Consider the following 21093-nt stretch of genomic DNA (forward strand, 5'->3'; position numbering starts at 1 on the left):
ATGACCCGCCCCGTCGCTCTCATCACCGGCGCATCGTCCGGTATCGGCCTCAGCTTCGCGCATCACCTCGCGCGCACCGGCCACGACCTCGTCATCGTCGCACGGCGCGAGGACCGGCTGCGCGACCTCGCCGAACAGCTGTCGACCGAACACGGCATCGATATCGAGGTGATCGTTGCCGACCTCGCCGACCCGGACGATCTCGATGTGGTCGAGGAACGGCTGGAGGCCGGTGAGCCGATCGCGCTGTTCGTCAACAATGCCGGCTTCGCCGCGATGGGCAAGGTCGGCGAAGGCGACCGCGACGACATGACCGACATGCTGTTGCTGAACGTCGTCGCGTTCAGCCGGCTGGCCGATGCGGCGATGGCCGGCATGAAGCGCTCGGGCCGGGGCACGATCATCAATGTCGGGTCGGGCACGCTGTTCACCAAGATGCCGGCCTATGCCGGCTATGGCGCCACCAAGGCCTATGTCGCCTATTACACCCGCACGATGCAGGCGGAGGCGAAGGACGGCAACATTCGCATCCAGCTGCTGATCCCCGGCGTCACCGCGACCGATTTCCACCATGTCGCGGGCAAGAGCATCGACGATTTCCCGCCCGAGCGGGTGATGGAGCCGGACGATCTGGTCGTCGCCTCGCTGCGCGGGCTGGAGCTGGGCGAGGCGGTGTGCATCCCGTCGCTGCCGGATGTGGCGGATTGGGAAGCGCTGGAAGCGGCCGAAGCGAAGATCGCGCCCAATGCGTCGCGGAACAAGGTGGCGGACAGGTATCACGCCTGAAGCTCCTCCCCGCTCAGCGGGGAGGGGAACCATGCGCAGCATGGTAGAGGGGGGTCTCGACGCAACGCAACCGTGCCGAATGCGGACACTCCCCTCCACCATTCGCTGCGCGGACGGTCCCCCCCGGTGCCGGGGAGGAGCTTGAGCGCCACCAATTATTAAGCTCCCGCCGCTAGTTCGGCCATGGTAGCGGCCAATTCCGGTCGCGGGGGTTGCGGATGTTCAAGCGGGTGCAGCGAATCCTGGTCGTGTTCGGTACGCGGCCCGAGGCGATCAAGCTGTTCCCGCTGATCCATGCCCTTCGTGCCCATCCCGGCTTCGACACCCGCGTCGTCGTCACCGCGCAGCATCGCGAGATGCTGGACCAGGTGATGGAGTTCGCCGGGATCACCCCGGACATCGACCTGAACATCATGACCGCCGGCCAGTCATTGGACGGCCTGACCGCGCGGCTGCTCGATGCGCTGGGCCCGGTGTTCGATGCCGAACAGCCCGACCGGGTCATCGTGCAGGGTGACACCGCGACGGCGATGGTCGCCGCGCTCGCCGCTTATTACCGCAAGGTGCCCGTAGCCCATGTCGAGGCGGGTCTGCGCAGCCACGACGTCTATCATCCCTGGCCCGAAGAGGTGAACCGCAAGATCGTCGGCAGCATCGCCGACCTGCATTTCGCCCCGACGCAGACCGCCGCCGACGCGCTGCTGGCCGAGAATGTGCCGGCCGAGCGCGTCCTCGTGACCGGCAACACCGTGATCGACGCGCTGCACATGGCGCGGACACGCCTCGCCGCCGAACCGGCGCGGACGCAGGCGCTCGACGAACTGGCCGAGCGGTTCGCCGGCACGCGCGTCGTGCTGGTGACGACGCATCGCCGCGAGAATTTCGGCGGCGGCATGGAGAATATCGCCCGCGCCATCGCCCGCATCGCCGCGCGCGAAGATGTCGGCGTGATCTTCCCGGTCCATCCCAATCCGCAGGTTCGTAGCGTGATGGACGCGATCCTCGGGCACAATCCGCGCGTCGCGATGATCGCGCCGCAGGATTATCCGCATTTCGTCCGGCTGCTCGACCTGTGCCATCTGGTCCTGACCGATTCGGGCGGGGTGCAGGAGGAAGCGCCGGGCCTCGGCAAACCGGTGCTGGTGATGCGCGAGACGACCGAGCGCCCCGAGGGCGTGATGGCCGGCACCGCGAAGCTGATCGGATCGGACGAGGACCGCATCGTCGCCGAAGTGGCGACCCTGCTCGACGACCCCGCCGCCTATGCCGCGATGGCCAAGGCGCACAACCCCTTCGGAGACGGCCATGCGTCCGCCCGCATCGTGGAGACCCTCTATGCTTGAACAGCGGATCGCCGCCGCCGACACCTATGACGTGTGCGTCGTTGGCCTCGGCTATATCGGCCTGCCGACCGCCGCCGTCGTCGCCCGGTCGGGCGCGCGGGTCATCGGCATCGATGTCAGCCAGCATGTCGTCGACACCGTGGCGCGCGGTGACATCCATATCGAGGAGGCCGATCTCGACACGCTGGTGCGCGACGTCGTGCTGCTCGGCCGCCTGACCACCGCGACGACCCCGGCGCCGTCCGACATCTTCGTCATCGCCGTGCCGACGCCGTTCGGGCCGGGCCATGTGCCCGACCTCAGCTATGTCCTGAACGCCACCCGCGCGATCGCACCGGTATTGCGCAAGGGCAATACGGTGATCCTCGAATCGACGTCGCCGGTCGGGACCACCGAACAGATCCGCGACCTGCTGGCCGAACTGCGGCCCGACCTGGCGATGCCTGGGCTGTCGGATACGCCCGACATTGCGGTCGCCTATTGCCCCGAACGGGTGCTGCCGGGGCGGATCATCCTCGAACTCGTGTCGAACGAACGCTCGATCGGCGGGATCACCCCGGCCTGTGCGGAAGCGGCGTGCGGTTTCTATCGCCGTTTTGTCGAGGGGGCGTGCACCGTCACCACCGCGCGGACGGCGGAAATGGTCAAGCTGGTGGAGAATACCAGCCGCGACGTCGCCATCGCCTTCGCCAACGAACTGTCGATAGTGTGCGACAAGATGGACCTCAACGTCTGGGACGTGATCGAGCTGGCCAACCGCCACCCGCGCGTCAACATCCTGAAGCCCGGCCCCGGCGTCGGCGGCCACTGTATCGCGGTCGACCCCTGGTTCATCGTCGATGCCGCCCCCGAACAGACCCCGCTGATCCGCACCGCGCGCGAGGTGAATGACGGCAAGGTCGACCATGTCGTCGCCCGCGCCGCCGCGATGCTCGACGCCGCTCCGCACGCCCGCGCCTCGCTGCTGGGCCTGGCGTTCAAGGCGGATATCGACGACCTGCGCGAAAGCCCGGCGGTGAAGGTCGCGGCCGAACTTATCGCGCGTTATGGCGACCGGATCGATCTGGTCGAACCGTTCGTGACCACCCTGCCCCGATCGCTCGTCGGCGGGCGGCTGGTGTCGCTGGAGGCGGGGCTGGCGAACGACATTCTGGTCGTGCTGGTCGACCATAGCGTGTTCAAGGCGGTGCCGGTCGAGGCGCGCGAGGGCAAGCAGGTGTACGATACGCGGGGGATGTGGCGGTAGGCGGAAGAGGATTCGGTTTCACGCGGAGGCGCGGAGGCGCGGAGGCGCGGAGGCGCGGAGAAGGAGATGAAGAGAGTTTTCGCGCAGAGGCGCCGAGGACGCTGAGATGTTGGGGAGCAGGCCATCTCGGCCTGTCTGGCGCAGCCTGGTTCCTGCCGGCGGCCGATGATGGAGAGCCGCTGTCGCGGCGAGCGTTACCCCTCAGCGTCCTCTGCGCCTCTGCGCGCAATCAAAACTTCTTCTTCGCGTCTCCGCCCCTTCGCGTGAAAACCCTATCTCTTCCGAAACTTGGTCCACAAATGCCGCGCCAGCATGACCGGCGGCATCCGCAGCCAGTGCGAGCGGACATAGAAGCCGAACTCGGTCCCCTTATGGCTGAGCCGTCCCCAGCCGTCGCGCGCCAGCAGGCGGCGGGCGAACAGCGCGTCGGACGCGACCGGATCGCCGCCCCCCGGCGTCCCGTAGATGCGCCGCGCCAATCGTAGCGCCCGCGCGACCGCATCCGACAGATCGTGCAGCGCCGCCCGCTCGGTCAACGACGCGACGAACCCGGCATCCCGATCGACAAACTCGCGGACCAGCCGGTCGATATCCCACAGGTTGCGTAAGCCACCCTGCAGGTCGCCATCGGCGAACAGGTGCGCAGCGGCGTGGACCACCATATCCTCCGGGCACAGCACCGACAGGCCGTTACCAAGCGGCACCGCCCCGGCGATCAGCGCTGCCGCGTCAGGCTTAGGTCGTGCGGTGGGCGGCAGGATCGTGTGGTGGACGTCGATCATCCGGTCGCGTGTCCGGTGGATCAGCGGCGGCAGCTCGTGCATCCAGCGGCGGTAATAGGCGTCGTCATAGGGGTCGGGCTTCACCCATTCCCACCCGGCGGCCAGCAGCGCCGCCTCCACCGCATTGAGGGCGTCGCGCGGCACGAGGATGTCGAGATCACCGATCGCCCGCCCCCGCCCCGCATCCAGTCCGGCGGCGACGAAGGCGGTGCCCTTCAGCAGAACGATCGGCAAACCCAGCGGGGCGAGCGCGCGCCGTGCCATCTCCGCCTCCCACAATGCTGCCACGCGCCCCTGTTCGGCGGACGCGCGCGCGTCGGCCATGATGCGTGCGGCGGCAGGGGGCATCTCGATCCCGTCGAGCCGGGTGGCAAGGCTGCCGATCAGCTGCTCCGCCCGCGCCGCCGCGATCAGCGCGTTCCAGCTGTCGGCGGAATCCAGACCGTCCCACAACTCGGGATCGGCGAGCGCGCCGGCCGTCCTGGCATCCGTCATGCCAGTTTCCCCCACAGCCCCTCCACCAGCGCCAGCGCGGTGTCGGTATCGGGATAGTCGATCGCCCGCACCGGCATTCGCCCGACCAGGCCGGTCAGCGCATCGAACCCGCGCTCGCCCATCGCGACATAGTTGGTCGATGCCTGGGTCAGCCGCACGAAGGTTTCGGCCGCCTCGACCGGCCGCACCGCCTCCGCCTGTCCGAAGGTCGGGAACAGCAGCAAAGCAGGGACGGCGGGGCGATCCATCGCGGCGATAGCGGCGGCATCGGGAACGAGGTGGCGAATGTCCCCCTTCGGCGTGCCCGCCAGCAGCGGGCCGAACCGGCCGGCGGGTGCCGCGCGTTCCATCACCCCGATCGCCTGATTCTTCAGGCTGATGAGCCTGGGAAAGGCATGGACCAGTCCGGTCGCCGGATCGAGCAGCGCGAACTCGTCGCCCATCAACCGCCAGCCGCGCGTCATCAGCAGCGCCGCCAGCGTCGACTTGCCCGCACCCGATTCGCCGGTCATCAGCAGCGCCCGCCCGTCGCGCTCGACCGCCGAGGCGTGGAGCAGCAGATAGCGGCGCTGCGCCAGCGCCATCTGCAAATTCATCCCCATCTCGGCCGCCAGCAGCCCTTGGCGCAGCGGCAGCGGCGCGGCATCGGGGATGGTGAAATCGCCGCCGATCATCACCGATGGGCGCACGAACCGCCGCCACGGTCGCGCGGCGAACAGGCGGACGTTGAAATCGGCGATGCTGTCCTCGGGCCGGGGATAGTCGCGATACAGAGCGCGCAACTGGTCGACCGGGCCACGCCAGTCGCTGCCGATGCGAAAGCCTATGGGGCCGATGCGCAGCGTCGCGAAGTGCCTCACGCCGGTTGGTCCAGGCGTTCGACCAGTCCGGTATCGACCAGTTCGTCCAGCCGCGCGGTCAGCGCCGCCGCATCGCCATCGGGCAGGTCGAACCGCTCGGCCAGCGCCGCCAGCAGTTCGTCGGCAGTCATCGCCCGGTCGGCCAGCAGGTCGAGCAGTTCGGGCACCGGCGGCGCGACGACATGGGTCTGGCCCGATGCGCGGTGATAGACGGCGCTGAGCGTATCGAGCGCCACGACCCGGAGAGCAGCCGGCGGCGGCGCGCGATAGCGTGCCGGCATGGAAGCGTCAGCCGCGCGGCATCTGGAGCGAGGCGAAGCAGGTGAAGCCGCTGGTCCCGTTCTGCAACCGCTGGACATATTTCAGATAGGCGCGGGTCGTATCGCCATCGGTGCCGGGCAAATTCTGCCCCTTCATCGCCAGCTTCACCTGTTCGCCGGTGAAGGGGCGGTTCGCGCCGGGAAAGGCGCCGGGCGTGCCGGGGGCGACGACCTGTCCGTCGGCGGCGATCATCTGCCCGGCGCGCGCGCGGTCGGGGATCGGGATTTCGCAGGTCATGATCGACGCCTGGGTCTGTGCCAGCGCCGGACGGATCGACACCACCGCCGACGCGCTGGCCGCGCCGATCAGCAGCGTGCGCCGCGCGAGCTTGCCATCGGGCGAAGGGGTGGGAGCGTCGGTCATCGCGCCATCTTCCCTAACCCGGCATAATTCGCAATCGCAAAGAGGGTTAACCTGTCCGATCGAGGGGCACGCCGCTCCCTCTGGCCTTGATCGTCACTTCCGCCTAATCGGGGGCGATGGACGAATTCGGCCCCCGCCTGCCCCTCGCCCTCGCCATCGCGATCGGCGTCGCCCTGCTGGCGCTGCTGCTGGGTGCCGGGATCAATGCCAGCGCGGTCGTGGCGGTCGGCGCGGTCGCCGCCGTGCTCGTCGCCGGGCTGCACCCGCCCGAACGCGGCGCCAGCGAATCGCCCGATACCGCGCGCCAGCATGTGGTCGCCGCGACCCAGGCCGCGATCGATGCGGTCGACGAACCGATCCTGGTGATCGCGCGCGGCCATGTCGAGGCGGCGAACCCCGCCGCGCTCTCGCTGCTCGGCCAGCATATCGTCGCCGGCGACGTCCGCCTGGCCATCCGTCACCCGGCGGCGGCCGAGCGGCTGTTCGGCACGCGCGACGATCGGGAACCGGTCGGGCTGGTGGGCTTGGGCGCGCGCGACCAGAGCTGGGAGATGCGGGTCCGCCCGCTCGCCGACGACCGCCGGCTCGTCCATCTGGTCGACCGCACCGGCAACCGCGCGACCGAAAAGATGCGAGTCGATTTCGTGGCGAATGCCAGCCACGAACTGCGCACCCCGCTCGCCTCGCTGCTGGGCTTCATCGAAACCTTGCGCGACGAGGCGGGGGAAGACCCGGCCGTGCGCGAACGCTTCCTGAAGGTCATGAACGACGAAGCGCGGCGGATGCAGCGGCTGATCGACGACCTGATCTCCTTGAGCCGGATCGAGGCGGAGAAATATCGTCCGCCCGACCAGGCGGTCGACCTGTCGGCGATGGTGCCGGCGGTGCAGGGCGAACTGGCCGCGACCAACCCGACGCGCGGTGCCGACATCGTGCTGTCGGTCGCCCCCGATGTGACCGTGATCGGCGACCGCGCGCAATTGTCGCAGCTGCTGCACAACGTCATGGGCAATGCGATGAAATATGGCCGCGCCGGAACGCCGGTCGAAATAAGCCTGACCGCGCGCGATACCATGGCGGCGCTGGTGGTGCGCGATCATGGCGAGGGGGTCGCGATCGAGCATCTGCCGCGGCTGACCGAGCGGTTTTATCGTGTCGATTCAGGGCGCAGCCGGGCGCTGGGCGGCACCGGCCTCGGCCTTGCCATCGTCAAGCATATCGTCGAACGGCATCGCGGCCGGCTCGATATCGGCAGCGTGGTGGGCGACGGCACGACGGTTTCCGTGCTGCTGCCCCTCCACGGTGTCATAAAGGCGTAACGCCATGGTAACATGGCACCGCCGAGCGTCGCGAATGACCGTCAACGCCCATGGAAACTGGAACCGCATGACCCGCCGGATCGCGTCCGTCCTGGCCCTCGGCCTCGCGCTCACCGCGTGCGAGCCGCAGACGTCGCGCGACCATATCCGCGTCGTCGGATCGTCGACCGTCTATCCCTTCACCACCGCGGTCGCCGAAATGCTGGTGAACGCGAACCCCGACCTGCGCGCGCCGCTGGTCGAATCGACCGGCACCGGTGCGGGCGCGGCGCTGTTCTGCGCCGGGGTCGGCCCGCAGCATCCCGACATTCTCGACGCGTCGCGCCGGTTGAAGAAGTCGGAATATGCCAGCTGCGTCGCGCATGGCGTGAAGGACATCATGGAAGTGCAGGTCGGCGTCGACGGCGTGGCGCTGGCCGAATCGAACAACGGGCCGAAGCTGAAGCTCAGCAAGCGCGACGTCTATATGGCGTTGTCGGCCAATCCGCTGGGCAAGCCGAACAAGGCGCGGATGTGGAACGAGATCAACCCGGCGCTGCCCGCCATCCCGATCCAGTTCTTCGGCCCGCCGGCCACCAGCGGCACGCGCGACGCGCTGGTCGAACTCATCATGGTCCCGGCCTGCGAAGCGGCGATGCCCGAGGTGAAGAAGCTCAAGGACAGCGACAAGGATCGCTACGAGGATATCTGCACCCGCATCCGCGAGGACGCGGCCTATGTCGACAAGGGCGAGAACGACAATCTGATCGTGCAGAACCTGTCGACCAACCCCAATGCGGTCGGCATCTTCGGCTATTCTTATCTGGAGGAAAACAAGTCGCGGCTGCATGGCGTGCCGATCGACGGGATCGTGCCGACCTATGACAGCATCGCCGACGGCAGCTATCCCGGTGCGCGACCGCTGTTCATCTATGTCAAGAAGGCGCACATCAAACCGGTGCCGGGCATGAACGACTTCCTCGCCGCCTATGCGAAGTCGTGGGACCCGGGCGGGCCGCTGACCCGGCGCGGCATGATCGCCGCCCCTGCCACCGTCCGCGCCGAATCGGCGGCCGAGATCAAGGACCAGACGCCGATGAACCCGGCGGGGTTGCACTGATGCACGGCTTTACCCTGATCCTGCTGATGCTGGGGTTCGGCGGCATCGGCTGGATGGTCGCGCGCGCCCGCGCCGCCCGTTTCGCCAAGCCCGCGACCGCTGCGGACCGGCCCAATTCGCTGCCCAGCCAGCATGGCTGGCACATGGCGATCTGGATCGCGGCCCCTGCCCTGCTGTTCCTCAGCATCTGGAGCGCGGTGTCGCCTGCGCTGGTGCGCGATGCGGTGCTGCAGGCGCCCGCCGCCGCCGGGCTGCCCGGCCCCGGCTTCGAACGCTCGGCGATCCTGGCGGAGGCGCGCTCGCTGGCGCTCGGTAATGCCTATGGCGCGTTCAACAGCCAAGCCGAAGCGCTGGCGCCTGCCTATGCCGCCGCGCAAAGCCGCTACGACTGGATCGGCACCGCGCTCGCCATCCTGCTCGCCTTTGCCGGCGGCGCCTTCGCCTTTACCCGCATCCGACCCGATTATCGCGCGCGGACGCAGGTCGAACGCGCGGTGATGCTGGCGCTACTGGTCGCGTCGCTGATCGCGATCCTGACCACGCTCGGCATCTTCCTGTCGCTGGTGATCGAAAGCTGGCGCTTCTTCCGCATCGTGCCGGTCACCGACTTCCTGTTCGGCACCAACTGGAGCCCGCAGGTCATCCGCTCGTCCGATCCGGGGGCGACATTGGGCGCGGTGCCGCTATTCTGGGGCACCTTCTTCATCGGCGCGGTGATCGCGATGATCGTCGCCATCCCGTTCGGGCTGATGAGCGCGATCTACCTGACGCAATATGCCAGGCCGGCGGTGCGCAAGTGGATGAAGCCGATCCTCGAAATTCTCGCCGGCGTGCCGACCGTGGTCTATGGCTATTTCGCCGCGCTGACCGTCGGTCCGGCGATCCGCGACCTCGCCGTCATGCTCGGCATGCCGTTCGCCAGTTCGGAAAGCGCGCTCGCCGCCGGCCTTGTCATGGGGGTGATGATCATCCCGTTCGTGTCGTCCATGGCCGACGATTCGATCGCCGCCGTGCCGCAATCGATGCGCGACGGCAGCCTGGCGATGGGCGCCACCACCAGCGAGACGATCGGCAAGGTCCTGCTCCCCGCCGCGCTCCCCGGCGTCGTCGCGGGCGTGCTGCTCGCCGTCTCCAGAGCGATCGGTGAGACGATGATCGTCGTCATGGCCGCGTCGGGCGCGGCGTCGATTACGCTCAACCCGTTCGAAAGCGCGACCACCGTCACCAAGCAGATCGTCGACCTGCTGACCGGCGAGGCCGAGTTCGACAGCCCGAAGACGCTCGCCGCCTTCGCGCTCGGCCTGACCTTGTTCGCGATCACCTTCCTTCTCAACGTCGTCGCGCTGCGCGTCGTGAAACGCTACCGGGAAGCCTATGAATAGTCCTGCCAACGTCGCCGGATCGCCTGCGATCGAGCGGGACGTGCCCGAACGCGTGCCGACCGACTGGAAAACGGGCGCGATGCAGAAGCGCATCCGTCGCCGCTATGCCGCCGAACGCCGCTTCCGCTTCTTCGGCCTTGCCGCCGTCGTGCTGTCGGGCGGGTTCCTCGCCTTCCTGCTCGTCACCATGTTGATGAGCGGGATCGGCGGGTTTCAGCGGACCTTGGTCACGCTGCCGATCGATTTTCCGTCGGCGGGACTAGAAGTCGACCGCGCGCAGCTGAAGACGCGCGGTGCCGATCTGGCGCTGGCCGGCGCGGGCCTCGAAAACACCGTCAACGGTGCGGCGGCTGCCGCGTTCGGCGAGGAGAACCGCGTCATCTCCGACAGCGCGTGGCTGACGGTGCGCGACGCGATCAAGGCCGATCCGTCGATCCTGTCGCAAAAGGTCAGGATCCCCGTTCCCGCCGCGCCGGGGATCGAGGAAGCGGCCAAGGCCGATGGCGAGCCGGCGGACGAGGCGCTGGTCGCCCGGCTGGAGCGAGCCGGCACCATCTCGACCGGGTTCAACACCGACTTCTTCAGATCGGCCGATTCGACCGATCCGACCGCCGTCGGCATCTGGGGCGCGCTCAAGGGCTCGCTGATGACGATGCTCGTCACGCTGCTGATCGCCTTTCCGGTCGGCACGCTGTCGGCGCTCTATCTGGAGGAATACGCCCCCCGCAACCGGTGGACCGACCTGATCGAGGTGTCGATCAACAACCTCGCCGCCGTGCCCTCGATCATCTTCGGCCTGCTCGGCCTTGCCGTGTTCCTCGGCACGCTCAACCTGCCGCGCTCCGCGCCGATCGTCGGCGGGCTCACGCTCGCGCTGATGATCATGCCGGTCATCGTCATCGCCGGGCGCAACGCGATCAAGGCGGTGCCGCCGTCGATCCGCGACGCCGCGCTCGGCATCGGCGCGTCGAAGGTGCAGGTGGTGTTCCACCATGTCCTGCCGCTCGCCCTGCCCGGCATCCTGACCGGCACCATCATCGGCATGGCCCGCGCGCTGGGCGAAACCGCACCGCTGCTGATGATCGGCATGCGCGCCTTTATCAGCCAGCCGCCGCAGGGGTTCGCCGATCCCGCAACCGTGCTGCCGGTGCAGATCTTCCTGTGGTCCGATCAGGTCAGCCGCGGCTTCATCGAAAAGACCAGCGCCGCGATCCTCGTGCTGCTGGCGTTCCTCCTCGCGATGAACGCGCTCGCCATCTATCTCCGCAATCGCTTCGAGACCCGCTGGTAATGACCGACACCCAACTCAACAACGCGACCCCGAAACTGTCGGCGCGCGGCGTCGACGTGTTCTATGGCCAGAAACAGGCGATCAAGGACGTGTCGATCGACATCGACATGGAGCATGTGACGGCCTTTATCGGTCCGTCGGGCTGCGGCAAGTCGACCTTCCTGCGCACGATGAACCGGATGAACGACACCGTGTCGTCGGCGCGCGTCACCGGCGACATCCGGCTGGATGGCGAGGATATCTATTCCCCCGCGATGGACGTGGTTCAGCTGCGTGCGCGGGTCGGCATGGTGTTCCAGAAGCCGAACCCCTTCCCCAAGTCGATCTATGAAAACGTGGCCTATGGCCCGCGCATCCACGGCCTCGCCGCGTCGAAGGGCGATATGGACGGGATCGTCGAACGCTCGCTAACCCGCGCGGGGCTCTGGAACGAGGTGAAGGACCGCCTGACCGACAGCGGCACCGCACTGTCGGGCGGTCAGCAACAGCGATTGTGCATCGCAAGGGCCATCGCGGTCGATCCGGAAGTGATCCTGATGGACGAGCCGTGCAGCGCGCTCGACCCGATCGCGACGGCGAAAATCGAGGAGCTGATCCACGAACTGCGCGGGCGCTATGCCATCGCGATCGTCACCCACAACATGCAGCAGGCCGCGCGCGTGTCGCAGCGGACCGCCTTCTTCCACCTCGGCACGTTGGTCGAATATGGCCGGACCTCGGACATCTTTACCAACCCCCGCCAGGAGCGCACAAAAGACTATATCACCGGGCGTTATGGTTGAGGGAGGCGAGATGACGACGGGCCACGAACATACGGTCAAGGCGTTCGATCGCGACATCGGCCATCTGCGCGCGCTGATTTCGCAGATGGGCGGCCTGGCGGAACAGGCGATCAGCGACGCGATGCTGGCGCTGACCCGCAACGATCCGGCGCTCGCCAAGGAAGTGCGTGCCAAGGACAAGGCGATCGACGCGATCGAGGCGGAGGTCGAGAAGCTGACCGTCCGTGTCATCGCGCTCCGCGCGCCGATGGCTGACGACCTGCGCGAAGTGGTCGCGGCGCTCAAGATCGCCGCCGTCATCGAACGCATCGGCGACTATGCCAAGAACATCGCCAAGCGGGTCGCATCGATCCATGGCGAAACCCACGAACCGCGCATCGAACCCTTAAGCATCCTGCCGGCCATGGCCCAGCTGGCATCGGACATGGTGCATGACGTGCTCGACGCCTTTTCGGCGCGCGACCCGCAGGCGGCGGTCGAGATCTGCAAGCGCGACAGCGCGCTAGACGATTATTACAACAGCATCTTCCGCGTGCTGGTGACCTATATGGTCGAAAATCCCAAGACGATCAGCCAGGTCGCGCACCTGCTGTTCGTTGCCAAGAATCTCGAACGCATCGGCGACCATGCGACCAACGTCGCCGAAATGGTCTATTTCGCCGCCACCGGGCAGACGATGGCGGAACGTGAAACCTCGGACTTCGCAGGATAATCATGAGCAAGGCACGGATGTTGCTGCTGGAAGACGATGCGGCGCTGGCCGAATTGATCGCCTTCCACTTCCAGCGTGAGGATTTCGAGGTCGTCCGCACCCATGAGGGCGAGGAGGCACTGCTGCTCGCGCGCGAGGCGACACCCGACATCGTCCTGCTCGACTGGATGGTCGAAGGGCTGTCGGGGATCGAAGTCTGCCGCCAGCTGCGCCGCCAGGCCGAGACGCAGAATGTGCCGATCATCATGCTGACCGCGCGCGGCGAGGAAGAGGATCGCGTGCGCGGCCTCGAAACCGGTGCCGACGATTATGTCACCAAGCCCTTCTCCCCGCGCGAACTGGTCGCCCGCGTCAATGCGGTCCTGCGCCGCGTCCGCCCGGCGCTGGCCGGCGAGGCGCTGAGCTATGCCGATATCGAGATGGACACGGTCGGCCACCGCGTGCGGCGCGGCGGCGAAGTCGTGCCGTTGGGGCCGACGGAATTCCGCCTTCTCAAACACTTCCTCGAACATCCCGGCTGGGTTTTCTCGCGCGAACGGCTGCTCGATGCGGTGTGGGGCCATGATTCGGACATCGAATCGCGCACGGTCGACGTACATATCCGCCGCCTGCGCAAGGCGATCAATGTCGGCGACCGGCCCGATATTATCCGTACCGTCCGCTCGGCGGGCTATGCTCTGGACGCGACAGGCTGAAAACTTGCGCGGAAACCTTTTCGTGCCTGGTCGTTCTGGTTCGCAGCCTCAACGATAAAAGTCGAAAAGGAGCTATCCGATGAAGACTGTCGCTTTCATGGCCGCCCTGCTGATGGGCAGCGCCGCCGTCGCGCAGACCACGCCGCCGACGACGCCCGCCCCCGACGCCACCATGCAGCCGGGCACGACGACCGCGCCGACCCCGCCGGCCGACAACATGACCCCGCCGCCGGCGCCCGACGCCCCGGCAGCACCGGCTGATCCGATGGCGACCACCGCCGCCCCGGCCCCGATGGCGCCGCCGGCACCGCCCGCCCCGATGGCAGGTTCGCCGATGGCCGGCCAGCAGATTCAGTTCGCGCCGCCGCAGGTGACCCCGCCGCCGCCGGCGAAGGACAGCTACCCGGTGTGCACGCGCACGCTGAAGGATGGCTGCCGCAATCCGGGCGGCAAGTAACCCGCCCCGGCCTGGCGGCAAGCAACGGCGCCCCGCCCACCCGGCGGGGCGCCTTTTTCATGTCCGGCGGACAGGCGGAGAACCGATCTCGAAACGCAGGCCCTCCGACCTATATATCCGTCATGTTCGACCAGTTCCGCGAGGTAACGACATGACTGGCTCAACCGATCCGCGCGGCGCTGTGGGGGTGGCTGAACGCCCCTCCGCTCCCCCCACGATCGATGGCGTGCTCGAAACCGCGCTCTATGTCACCGATCTCGACCGTTCGGTTACTTTCTTCGCCGACGATCTCGGCCGGCCGGTGCTGCTGCGCAACGAGCGGATGGCCGCGTTCGATGCGGGGCGGCGCAGCGTTCTGCTGCTGTTCGCGCAGGGGCAGTCGGCGGAATCGATGGCGGTGCCCGGCGGCGCCATCCCCGGCCATGACGGCGCTGGCCGGCTGCACATGGCCTTTGCGATCGCCGATGCCGATTATGCCGCGTGGCGCGACCATCTCGAGCAGCGCGGGATCGCACTCACCAGCGAAATCCGGTGGCCCGGCGGCGGTCGCAGCCTGTATTTCGACGATCCCGACGGCCATGTCATCGAACTGGCCACGCCCGGCCTGTGGCCGAACTACTGACCGATCGCCCTGTATTGCATGAGCAATACACATGTGTCATACTCCCCTAATACAGGGAGGTAATGGCATGTATAGCGAGAGCGATCTGAACGGCGCGGTGGAGGCGGGCGTGCTGTCGCGCGACTCCGCCGACGCATTGCGTGCGCATATCGCGCAGCAACGCGCGACCCCGGTGGTGGATGAGGAGCATTTCCGCCTGCTGACGGGGTTCAACGACATCTTCGTCTCGGTCGCGCTCGCGCTGCTGCTGGTATCGCTCGCCTGGATCGGCGGCACGATCCTGACGCCACTGGGCGGTCTGGGCGTCGCGGGCGCCGCATGGTTTCTCGCCGAATATTTCACCGCGCGCCGCCGCATGGCGTTGCCCAGCATCCTGCTGCTGCTCGCGTTCGTCGGCGGGGTCGCTGCAACGCTGTTCGGGATCGTGGTCGAACTCGACCCGCAAAATGTGCCCGACCGGACGACCGCAATGATCTTCGCCGGCATCGGCGTGGTCGCGGCCGGCGCAGCATGGCTGCACTGGCGGCGGTTCATGGTGCCGATCACGGTTGCAGCGGGGGCAGCGGCCTTGGTCGCGACCGTGGCGTCGCTGATCGTCGCGGCGTTCCCGGTGCTCAAGGACAATTTCTACCCGGTGACCCTGCTCGGCGGGATCGCGGTGTTCGTCGCTGCGATGCGCTGGGACATGTCCGACCGCGACCGCCGCACGCGCCGCAGCGACGTCGCCTTCTGGCTGCACCTCGTCGCCGCCCCGCTGATCGCGCATTCGCTGTTCCAGCTGCTGGGCGTGTTCGGGCCGAGCGTCACCGCACCGATGGCGGCGGTGGTGATCGCGCTCTACGTCGTGTTCGGCCTCGTGGCGCTGGCGGTCGACCGCCGCGCGCTGCTCGTCTCCAGCCTCGCCTATGTCCTCTATGCGCTCTACGCGCTGTTCGAAAAGGCGGGGGCGGTCGAACGGTCGGCGGCGTTCACCGCCTTCGTCATCGGATCGGCGCTGCTGACCCTGTCGGTTTTCTGGCAACCGATGCGGCGTCAGGTGGTTGGACTGCTCGGCGGCATCGGCCAACGCCTGCCGCCCGTGGCGATGGCCTGAAAACTCATTCCTTGGAGCGTACCTTGCGGCCCCGGGCGACCGGGGCCGTTTTTTATTCCTCGACCAGCTTCATCAGCCGGCGCTCGACCGGGGCCAGTACCGGTCCCAGTTCATGCCCGCGCTTCACGATCGCGCCGGCTTCTCCCACCAGCGCCCAGATGCCCTGCTTGTTGCGCAAGCTCGGCCGCTTCTCGATGCGGAACTCGGGCCGTTCGGTCGCGCGGCGGAAGGCGCTGAACACCGCCGCCTCGCGCCCCAGATCGATCGCATAGTCGCGCCAATGCCCGGCGGCGACCATCCGGCCATAGAGGTCGAGGATGCGGGTCAGCTCGGCGCGTTCGAACCCGACCTGCCCCGGCTGGCGTGACGCGGGAAAGGGGGTGACGATTCCCATCAGGCGCGGTCGCGATGGTCCTGCTGCTCGGCCAGCAGCGCGTCGAGCTGCCGCTTGAGCGTTTCCACCTCGCAGCGCAGCAGCTCGATCCGCTGCGTCTGCGGATCGAACGTGTCGCGGCATGGCGTGCCATAGGGGACGAAGCGCGGATCGGGTGCCTGCCCGCCCTCGACCACGGTCGGTCGCGCCGGGATGCCGACGACGGTCGTCCCCTCCGGCACGTCCTTCGTCACCACCGCATTGGCGCCGACCCGCGCACGTGTCCCGATAGTGATCGGTCCCAGCACCTGCGCGCCCGACCCGATGATCGCGCCGTCGCTGATCGTCGGATGCCGCTTGCCGGCGATGCCGTTGTCGGGGCTGGTCCCGCCCAGCGTCACATTCTGGTAGATGGTGACGCCGTCGCCGATCTCCGCCGTTTCGCCGATCACGACGAAGCCGTGGTCGATGAAGAAATGCCGGCCGATCGTGGCACCCGGATGGATGTCGATCGCGGTCAGGAAGCGCGAAAAATGGTTGATCGATCGCGCGGCGAAATACCAGCGCGCGCGGAACAGCCGGTGCGAAACCTTGTGGAACGCGACCGCCCATACGCCGGGATAGGTCAGGATTTCGGCGCGCGACCGCGGCGCGGGATCGCGCGCCTTGATCGAATCCAGATAGCGCAACAGCCGCGCAACCATGTGCAGTTCCCTTGGTCGTCAGAATCCTGCGGTGCCGGCCCGCCACGAAACCCGCCTTCGCGCGTTTCGAAACGGACTCTCAACCCGGAATGTAGGCGGCCCGCCCCCATTCGCCAAGTCGTACTGTAGGCGCAACAAACCCTATGTATCTTGTAGGCATTGTCGTTTGCCGCCATCACTGAGCGCCGCTGCGCCAACTCGAAGGGAATGGGATGCTCGAGAATATCGACTGGGCGCGTCTGGCCGAGTTCATTGCCGCCGGATTTGCCGCCCAGATCGTCGATGGTGCGCTGGGCATGGCGTTCGGGGTGATTTCGTCGACCCTGCTGGTGAGCGTGCTGGGCGTGCCGCCCGCGACCGCCTCCGCCAGCGTGCATGTCGTCGAATGTTTCACGACCGGCGTGTCGGGGATCAGCCACGCGCTGCACAAGAATGTGAACTGGAAGCTGTTCTGGCGGCTGGTGCTGCCCGGCATCGCTGGCGGCGTTACCGGCGCCTATCTGCTGTCGTCGCTCGACGCTTCGGTCACGCGGCCGTTCGTGATGACCTATCTGGCCGGGATCGGCCTGTACCTGCTGTGGCGGGGCTTACGGAAGCCACCCGAGCCGAAGGAGCCGAAGGTCATCGCCCCGCTGGGGCTGGTCGGTGGGTTCCTCGACGCGGCGGGCGGCGGCGGCTGGGGTCCGGTCGTGACCTCCAACCTGCTGGTACAGGGCGCCACCCCGCGCACGACGATCGGCACGGTCAACACGGTCGAATTCTTCCTGACCGTCAGCATTTCGGCGACGTTCCTGTTCCATCTGGGGCTGGAGGCCTTCACCACCGCGGTTGCCGGCCTGCTGATCGGCGGCATCGTCGCCGCGCCGTTCGGGGCGATGTTCGCCAAACACATCCCGGCGCGCACGCTGCTGATCCTCGTCGGCGTCGTGCTGACGATCACCAGCCTGTACAGCGTGTATCGGGCGCTTTCATAGCGCAGGCAGAAAAAGAAACTGGTTCGCGCAGAGGCGCAGAGAGGCTCGTTTGGGGAAGCCGATCGCGTAGCGATCAGCCTCTTCGTAGGCTGCGGCTAGGATGAGGGTCCCGCTGACGCCGGACGATCGTGCGCCGCAACTCCTCCGCGCCGCCGCGCCTCCGCGCGAACCAGATTTCTTCTTACTTACGCCACCGCCGCGTGCACCGTCGCCACCCCCGCCAGCACCGCACCGATCCGCACCGCGCCCTGGATGACCTCGGCCTTCACGCCGTGCTTCTTCAGCACGTCCTCATGCGCGTCGATGCACATGCCGCAGCCGTTCATCGCCGACACCGCCAGGCTGAACAGTTCGAAATCGACCTTCTCGATCCCCGGCGCAGCGATCACGTTCATCCGGAGCTTCGCGGGCAGGTTGCCATATTCCTTGTTCTTGGCGAGGTGGACGAAGCGGTAATAGACGTTGTTCATCGCCATCACCGCCGCTGCGGCACGCGCCGCGTTCGCCGCCTCGGGCGACAGCTTGTCGGCGACTTCGGCCTCGGCCGCCTCGACCAGCGGCTTGTGACCGGTGGCATGGGCGCAGGCGAGCATCGTCCCGAACTTCTTCTGCGGGTCGAGCACCGTCTCGTTCAGCAGCGAGCCGACGTTCAGGCGGATATCCTTGGCGAAATCGGGCAGCTGGCCCGCAAATTCCTTGAGCGACATGGGATGTTACCTTCGATGAAAACACGTCACCCCAGCGCAGGCTGGGGTCTCCCAGTTACGGAGAGACCCCAGCCTGCGCTGGGGTGACGTTTGGGAATGGTCGGGCGGGACCGCAGCCCCGCCCGATAAATTATGCCGCGACCTGGAGGACGTCGTCGCCCTTGTTCCAGTTGCACGGGCACAGTTCGTCGGTCTGCAGCGCGTCGAGCACGCGCAGCGTCTCGGCCGGATTGCGGCCGACGTTCAGGCCGTTGACCTGCACCGCCTGGATCACATTGTCCGGATCGATGATGAAGGTCGCGCGGAACGCAACATGCTCGTTCTTGTCGAGGATGCCGAGCTTGCTTGCCAGCACCGCGCCATTGTCCGCGATCCACGGGAAATCGGCCGCGGCCAGATCCGGGTCCGACTTGCGCCACGCCAAGTGGACGTGCGCGGTATCGGTCGATGCGCCGATCAGCACGGCGTCGCGATCGGCGAAGTCTTCCTTCAGCTCGCTGTAACCGACGATTTCGGTCGGGCAGACGAAGGTGAAGTCCTTCGGCCAGTAGAACAGCACCTTCCACTTGCCCGGGAACGCGTCGTGGCTCAGCGTTTCGCCGGCCGGGAGCGCGTCGGTGCCCTGCTGAACGGGAACGGTGAATTCAGGGAGCTTGTCGCCAACGGTCAGCATGGAATGCCCTTTCTTATGGTGCAGTGCGCACCGTGAATTGCTGCGTTGCGATATAGGGTACGCGTTGGACCGATCCAATCGAAATTACCCTTGGGATTGATCGTCGCACTCGATAAGTAACCGGGCATGTCGGTGTACCTGCCTACCCTGAAACAGCTGCAATATCTGGTCGCGCTGCGCGACGCTGGTCATTTCGGCCGCGCCGCCGAGGCGTCGTTCGTCACCCAGTCGACGCTGTCGGCGGGCATTCGCGAACTGGAGACGCTGATCGGCGTAGTGCTGGTCGAACGTACCCGCCGCGTGGTGCGCTTCACGCCGCTGGGCGAAAGCATCGTCGCCAAGGCGCGCACCGTGCTGCGCGAGGCGGAGGAACTGACCGACATGGCGCGCGCCGCCGGACGACCGCTGTCGGGCGAGATGCGGATGAGCGTCATCCCGACCATCGCCCCGTTCCTCCTGCCCCAACTCCTCCCCCGCCTGCGCCGCGACTATCCCGACCTGAAACTGTATCTGCGCGAGGAGCCGAGCGCGGCGGCGTGCGAGGGGCTGCACCATGGCCGCACCGACTGCGTGCTGCTGGCGCTGCCCTATGGCTGTGGCGAGGTAGAAGTCGCGCCGCTGTTCGACGACCGGCTGTTCCTGGCGGTGCCGGGCAACGATGCCGCCGACACGACGCCGCTGGTCGCCGACGATATCGACGCCGAACGCCTGCTGCTGTTGGAAGACGGTCATTGCCTGAAGGACCATGCCCTGCGCGCGTGCGAACAGCCCGAAGCGCGCGGACAGGCGATGATGATGGGCACGTCGCTCCACACCATCGTCCAGATGGTCGACAATGGCTTGGGCACCACCATGCTGCCGCAGATGGCGATCGATGCCGGCATCCTCGACAATACCGGGGTCACCGCCCGCCCGATCGAGGCGAAGAACGCGTCGCGGCGCATCGCGCTGGTGTGGCGACGCGCCTCTCCGCGCGAGCGGGATTTTCGGCTGCTGGCAGAGGTACTTGGCGCGCAACGGCCCTGATCCTTCGGGCAGCGCGGGAACCGTTGGCGTGGGAAAACCGTATTTCTCCGGTCGCTGCTCGATCGGACAGCGAACATGTTTCGACCGCAACCACCGGAGAAAACCGATGATTCGCGCAACGATTTCGGCCGCCGCGCTCACCCTGTCGCTGACCGCCGCCGCCTATGCCCAGACCACGACTGCCCCGACTGCGCAGACGGGGGTGAAGACCGGCACGACCGCCACCGTGCAGACTCCGGTCGGCACCGTCCAGACCGGCGTGAACACCAACATCAACGCAGCTGCCAAGGCACCGGTGACCGTCGGCGGCGCGCCGATGCTGCCGACCGCGACCATCGTCGCCAACGCGTCGAAGGCCAGCAACCTCACCACCCTGGTCAAGGCGGTGCAGGCCGCCGACCTGACCGCCACGCTGTCGGGCCCCGGTCCCTTCACCGTCTTCGCGCCGACGGATGAAGCGTTCGGCCGCCTCGCCCCCGGCACGCTCGACCAGCTGATGAAGCCCGAGCAGAAGGCCTCGCTCGCCAAGCTGCTGAAGTATCACGTCGTCGCGGGCAAGCTCGACGCCGCGGCGCTCAAGCAGCAGATCCAGGCCGGCGGCGGCACCGCCACGCTGACCACCGTCGAGGGCCAGCCGCTCAAGGCGACGCTGGAAAACGACGCACTGGTGCTGACCGATGTCGGCGGCGGCAAGAGCTATGTCACGCAGTATGACGTCGAACAGTCGAACGGCATCGTTCACGTGGTGAACGGCGTGCTGGCACCGAAGCTCGGCTGATCCGGGGTTCAGGCGAGAATGGAGCCGGGCGGGAGCGATCCCGCCCGGTTTTGTTTTGGGGCGCTGCCCTGCCCCGCCATTCCGTCCGGTTCGAGCAGCTTCGAGCGAAGTCGAGAAGCGTCCGTCGAGAACTCCTGCCGCAAACGGACCCTTCATGGGTCACCCCAGCGGAACCCCGTTCTCGATACGCGCTCTCGACGAGCTCGATCG

General features: G+C 67.3%; 24 protein-coding genes. 16 read left to right on the forward strand and 8 right to left on the reverse strand.

Annotated features, from left to right (window positions below):
- The 3 genes from CA237_RS12870 to wecC all read left to right on the forward strand — a co-directional run bounded on the left by CA237_RS12870 (position 1) and on the right by wecC (position 3375).
- Entirely contained in the window at positions 1-786 is a 786-nt protein-coding gene (locus tag CA237_RS12870) for an SDR family NAD(P)-dependent oxidoreductase (RefSeq protein ID WP_126014308.1), read from the forward strand.
- Between the two features lie 218 nt (positions 787-1004).
- A complete protein-coding gene (gene wecB, locus CA237_RS12875; protein WP_066690477.1) occupies positions 1005-2129 on the forward strand; it encodes a UDP-N-acetylglucosamine 2-epimerase (non-hydrolyzing) in 1125 nt (374 codons plus the stop codon).
- A complete protein-coding gene (wecC, locus tag CA237_RS12880) occupies positions 2122-3375 on the forward strand; it encodes a UDP-N-acetyl-D-mannosamine dehydrogenase (RefSeq protein WP_066690467.1) in 1254 nt (417 codons plus the stop codon). The genes wecB and wecC overlap by 8 nt, the downstream gene beginning before the upstream one ends.
- A gap of 272 nt (positions 3376-3647) precedes the next feature.
- Here the strand turns inward: wecC and CA237_RS12885 are convergent, their stop codons facing one another.
- Genes CA237_RS12885 through CA237_RS12900 form a run of 4 tightly spaced genes read right to left on the reverse strand, consistent with a single transcriptional unit; the run spans position 3648 to position 6196 of the window.
- Positions 3648-4652, reverse strand: a complete 1005-nt coding sequence (locus tag CA237_RS12885) for a nucleotidyltransferase family protein (RefSeq protein WP_066690464.1) — start codon at positions 4650-4652, stop codon at positions 3648-3650.
- A complete protein-coding gene (locus CA237_RS12890) occupies positions 4649-5512 on the reverse strand; it encodes an HprK-related kinase A (RefSeq protein ID WP_126014310.1) in 864 nt (287 codons plus the stop codon). Before CA237_RS12890 ends, CA237_RS12885 begins: the two co-directional genes overlap by 4 nt.
- Entirely contained in the window at positions 5509-5793 is a 285-nt protein-coding gene (locus CA237_RS12895) for an HPr-rel-A system PqqD family peptide chaperone (protein ID WP_126014312.1), read from the reverse strand. The genes CA237_RS12890 and CA237_RS12895 overlap by 4 nt, the downstream gene beginning before the upstream one ends.
- A 7-nt stretch (positions 5794-5800) precedes the next feature.
- Positions 5801-6196: a hypothetical protein gene (locus tag CA237_RS12900; RefSeq protein ID WP_126014314.1), complete on the reverse strand. Its 396-nt coding sequence runs from the start codon at positions 6194-6196 to the stop codon at positions 5801-5803.
- A 116-nt stretch (positions 6197-6312) separates the two neighbouring features.
- Between CA237_RS12900 and CA237_RS12905 the strand changes: the two genes are divergently transcribed.
- The 10 genes from CA237_RS12905 (at position 6313) to CA237_RS12950 (ending at position 15648) form a co-directional block, all read left to right on the forward strand.
- Positions 6313-7515, forward strand: a complete 1203-nt coding sequence (locus CA237_RS12905) for an ATP-binding protein (protein WP_126014316.1) — start codon at positions 6313-6315, stop codon at positions 7513-7515.
- A gap of 67 nt (positions 7516-7582) precedes the next feature.
- On the forward strand, positions 7583-8614 hold the full coding sequence (locus CA237_RS12910; RefSeq protein ID WP_126014318.1) for a substrate-binding domain-containing protein: 1032 nt from the start codon (positions 7583-7585) through the stop codon (positions 8612-8614).
- Positions 8614-9996 carry a phosphate ABC transporter permease subunit PstC gene (pstC, locus tag CA237_RS12915; protein WP_066690441.1) on the forward strand — a complete coding sequence of 461 codons (1383 nt, stop codon included), beginning with the start codon at positions 8614-8616 and terminating at the stop codon, positions 9994-9996. The genes CA237_RS12910 and pstC overlap by 1 nt, the downstream gene beginning before the upstream one ends.
- A 79-nt stretch (positions 9997-10075) precedes the next feature.
- On the forward strand, positions 10076-11287 hold the full coding sequence (gene pstA, locus CA237_RS12920; protein WP_084401561.1) for a phosphate ABC transporter permease PstA: 1212 nt from the start codon (positions 10076-10078) through the stop codon (positions 11285-11287).
- Positions 11287-12069 (forward strand): phosphate ABC transporter ATP-binding protein PstB, encoded by a 783-nt coding sequence (pstB, locus tag CA237_RS12925; RefSeq protein WP_066690437.1) that lies wholly within the window; start codon positions 11287-11289, stop codon positions 12067-12069. Before pstA ends, pstB begins: the two co-directional genes overlap by 1 nt.
- Before the next feature lie 10 nt (positions 12070-12079).
- Positions 12080-12781, forward strand: a complete 702-nt coding sequence (gene phoU, locus CA237_RS12930) for a phosphate signaling complex protein PhoU (protein WP_066690435.1) — start codon at positions 12080-12082, stop codon at positions 12779-12781.
- 2 nt (positions 12782-12783) lie between these two features.
- Entirely contained in the window at positions 12784-13476 is a 693-nt protein-coding gene (gene phoB / locus CA237_RS12935; protein ID WP_055761798.1) for a phosphate regulon transcriptional regulator PhoB, read from the forward strand.
- Positions 13477-13555: 79 nt separating this feature from the next.
- Positions 13556-13933: a hypothetical protein gene (locus tag CA237_RS12940; protein WP_066690425.1), complete on the forward strand. Its 378-nt coding sequence runs from the start codon at positions 13556-13558 to the stop codon at positions 13931-13933.
- A gap of 151 nt (positions 13934-14084) precedes the next feature.
- Positions 14085-14555 carry a VOC family protein gene (locus CA237_RS12945; protein WP_084401558.1) on the forward strand — a complete coding sequence of 157 codons (471 nt, stop codon included), beginning with the start codon at positions 14085-14087 and terminating at the stop codon, positions 14553-14555.
- Positions 14556-14622: 67 nt separating this feature from the next.
- Positions 14623-15648, forward strand: coding sequence for a hypothetical protein (locus CA237_RS12950; RefSeq protein ID WP_126014320.1), 1026 nt, complete (start codon positions 14623-14625; stop codon positions 15646-15648).
- Positions 15649-15700: 52 nt separating this feature from the next.
- Here CA237_RS12950 and CA237_RS12955 read toward each other — a convergent pair whose 3' ends face one another.
- Both CA237_RS12955 and epsC read right to left on the reverse strand, forming a co-directional pair.
- The gene (locus CA237_RS12955; RefSeq protein WP_066690411.1) at positions 15701-16042 is read right to left on the reverse strand and encodes a DUF2794 domain-containing protein; all 342 of its coding nucleotides are present in this window, start codon (positions 16040-16042) and stop codon (positions 15701-15703) included.
- Positions 16042-16725 (reverse strand): serine O-acetyltransferase EpsC, encoded by a 684-nt coding sequence (epsC, locus tag CA237_RS12960; protein ID WP_066690403.1) that lies wholly within the window; start codon positions 16723-16725, stop codon positions 16042-16044. Before epsC ends, CA237_RS12955 begins: the two co-directional genes overlap by 1 nt.
- A gap of 212 nt (positions 16726-16937) precedes the next feature.
- Between epsC and CA237_RS12965 the strand changes: the two genes are divergently transcribed.
- The gene (locus CA237_RS12965) at positions 16938-17699 is read left to right on the forward strand and encodes a sulfite exporter TauE/SafE family protein (RefSeq protein ID WP_066690401.1); all 762 of its coding nucleotides are present in this window, start codon (positions 16938-16940) and stop codon (positions 17697-17699) included.
- 185 nt (positions 17700-17884) lie between these two features.
- Here the strand turns inward: CA237_RS12965 and CA237_RS12970 are convergent, their stop codons facing one another.
- Positions 17885-18406, reverse strand: coding sequence for a carboxymuconolactone decarboxylase family protein (locus CA237_RS12970; protein ID WP_126014322.1), 522 nt, complete (start codon positions 18404-18406; stop codon positions 17885-17887).
- Positions 18407-18536: 130 nt separating this feature from the next.
- Positions 18537-19079: a peroxiredoxin gene (locus CA237_RS12975; protein ID WP_066690393.1), complete on the reverse strand. Its 543-nt coding sequence runs from the start codon at positions 19077-19079 to the stop codon at positions 18537-18539.
- 126 nt (positions 19080-19205) lie between these two features.
- Here CA237_RS12975 and CA237_RS12980 point away from each other — a divergent pair, with 126 nt between their 5' ends.
- Positions 19206-20105: a hydrogen peroxide-inducible genes activator gene (locus CA237_RS12980; RefSeq protein ID WP_066690390.1), complete on the forward strand. Its 900-nt coding sequence runs from the start codon at positions 19206-19208 to the stop codon at positions 20103-20105.
- 106 nt (positions 20106-20211) lie between these two features.
- Positions 20212-20883 (forward strand): fasciclin domain-containing protein, encoded by a 672-nt coding sequence (locus CA237_RS12985; RefSeq protein ID WP_066690386.1) that lies wholly within the window; start codon positions 20212-20214, stop codon positions 20881-20883.
- Positions 20884-21093 lie beyond the last annotated feature (210 nt).

It is taken from the genome of Sphingomonas sp. ABOLH (genome assembly GCF_003951715.1).
GTDB classification, from domain to species: domain Bacteria; phylum Pseudomonadota; class Alphaproteobacteria; order Sphingomonadales; family Sphingomonadaceae; genus Sphingomonas; species Sphingomonas hankookensis_A.

Coding starts and splice junctions, on each gene's coding strand:
- CA237_RS12870 (WP_126014308.1), top strand. CDS start 1: ATGACCCGCCCCGTCGCTCTCATCACCGGCGCATCGTCCGGTATCGGC.
- wecB (WP_066690477.1), top strand. CDS start 1,005: ATGTTCAAGCGGGTGCAGCGAATCCTGGTCGTGTTCGGTACGCGGCCC.
- wecC (WP_066690467.1), top strand. CDS start 2,122: ATGCTTGAACAGCGGATCGCCGCCGCCGACACCTATGACGTGTGCGTC.
- CA237_RS12885 (WP_066690464.1), bottom strand. CDS start 4,652: ATGACGGATGCCAGGACGGCCGGCGCGCTCGCCGATCCCGAGTTGTGG.
- CA237_RS12895 (WP_126014312.1), bottom strand. CDS start 5,793: ATGCCGGCACGCTATCGCGCGCCGCCGCCGGCTGCTCTCCGGGTCGTG.
- CA237_RS12900 (WP_126014314.1), bottom strand. CDS start 6,196: ATGACCGACGCTCCCACCCCTTCGCCCGATGGCAAGCTCGCGCGGCGC.
- CA237_RS12905 (WP_126014316.1), top strand. CDS start 6,313: ATGGACGAATTCGGCCCCCGCCTGCCCCTCGCCCTCGCCATCGCGATC.
- CA237_RS12910 (WP_126014318.1), top strand. CDS start 7,583: ATGACCCGCCGGATCGCGTCCGTCCTGGCCCTCGGCCTCGCGCTCACC.
- pstC (WP_066690441.1), top strand. CDS start 8,614: ATGCACGGCTTTACCCTGATCCTGCTGATGCTGGGGTTCGGCGGCATC.
- pstA (WP_084401561.1), top strand. CDS start 10,076: ATGCAGAAGCGCATCCGTCGCCGCTATGCCGCCGAACGCCGCTTCCGC.
- pstB (WP_066690437.1), top strand. CDS start 11,287: ATGACCGACACCCAACTCAACAACGCGACCCCGAAACTGTCGGCGCGC.
- phoU (WP_066690435.1), top strand. CDS start 12,080: ATGACGACGGGCCACGAACATACGGTCAAGGCGTTCGATCGCGACATC.
- phoB (WP_055761798.1), top strand. CDS start 12,784: ATGAGCAAGGCACGGATGTTGCTGCTGGAAGACGATGCGGCGCTGGCC.
- CA237_RS12940 (WP_066690425.1), top strand. CDS start 13,556: ATGAAGACTGTCGCTTTCATGGCCGCCCTGCTGATGGGCAGCGCCGCC.
- CA237_RS12945 (WP_084401558.1), top strand. CDS start 14,085: ATGACTGGCTCAACCGATCCGCGCGGCGCTGTGGGGGTGGCTGAACGC.
- CA237_RS12950 (WP_126014320.1), top strand. CDS start 14,623: ATGTATAGCGAGAGCGATCTGAACGGCGCGGTGGAGGCGGGCGTGCTG.
- CA237_RS12955 (WP_066690411.1), bottom strand. CDS start 16,042: ATGGGAATCGTCACCCCCTTTCCCGCGTCACGCCAGCCGGGGCAGGTC.
- epsC (WP_066690403.1), bottom strand. CDS start 16,725: ATGGTTGCGCGGCTGTTGCGCTATCTGGATTCGATCAAGGCGCGCGAT.
- CA237_RS12965 (WP_066690401.1), top strand. CDS start 16,938: ATGCTCGAGAATATCGACTGGGCGCGTCTGGCCGAGTTCATTGCCGCC.
- CA237_RS12970 (WP_126014322.1), bottom strand. CDS start 18,406: ATGTCGCTCAAGGAATTTGCGGGCCAGCTGCCCGATTTCGCCAAGGAT.
- CA237_RS12975 (WP_066690393.1), bottom strand. CDS start 19,079: ATGCTGACCGTTGGCGACAAGCTCCCTGAATTCACCGTTCCCGTTCAG.
- CA237_RS12980 (WP_066690390.1), top strand. CDS start 19,206: ATGTCGGTGTACCTGCCTACCCTGAAACAGCTGCAATATCTGGTCGCG.
- CA237_RS12985 (WP_066690386.1), top strand. CDS start 20,212: ATGATTCGCGCAACGATTTCGGCCGCCGCGCTCACCCTGTCGCTGACC.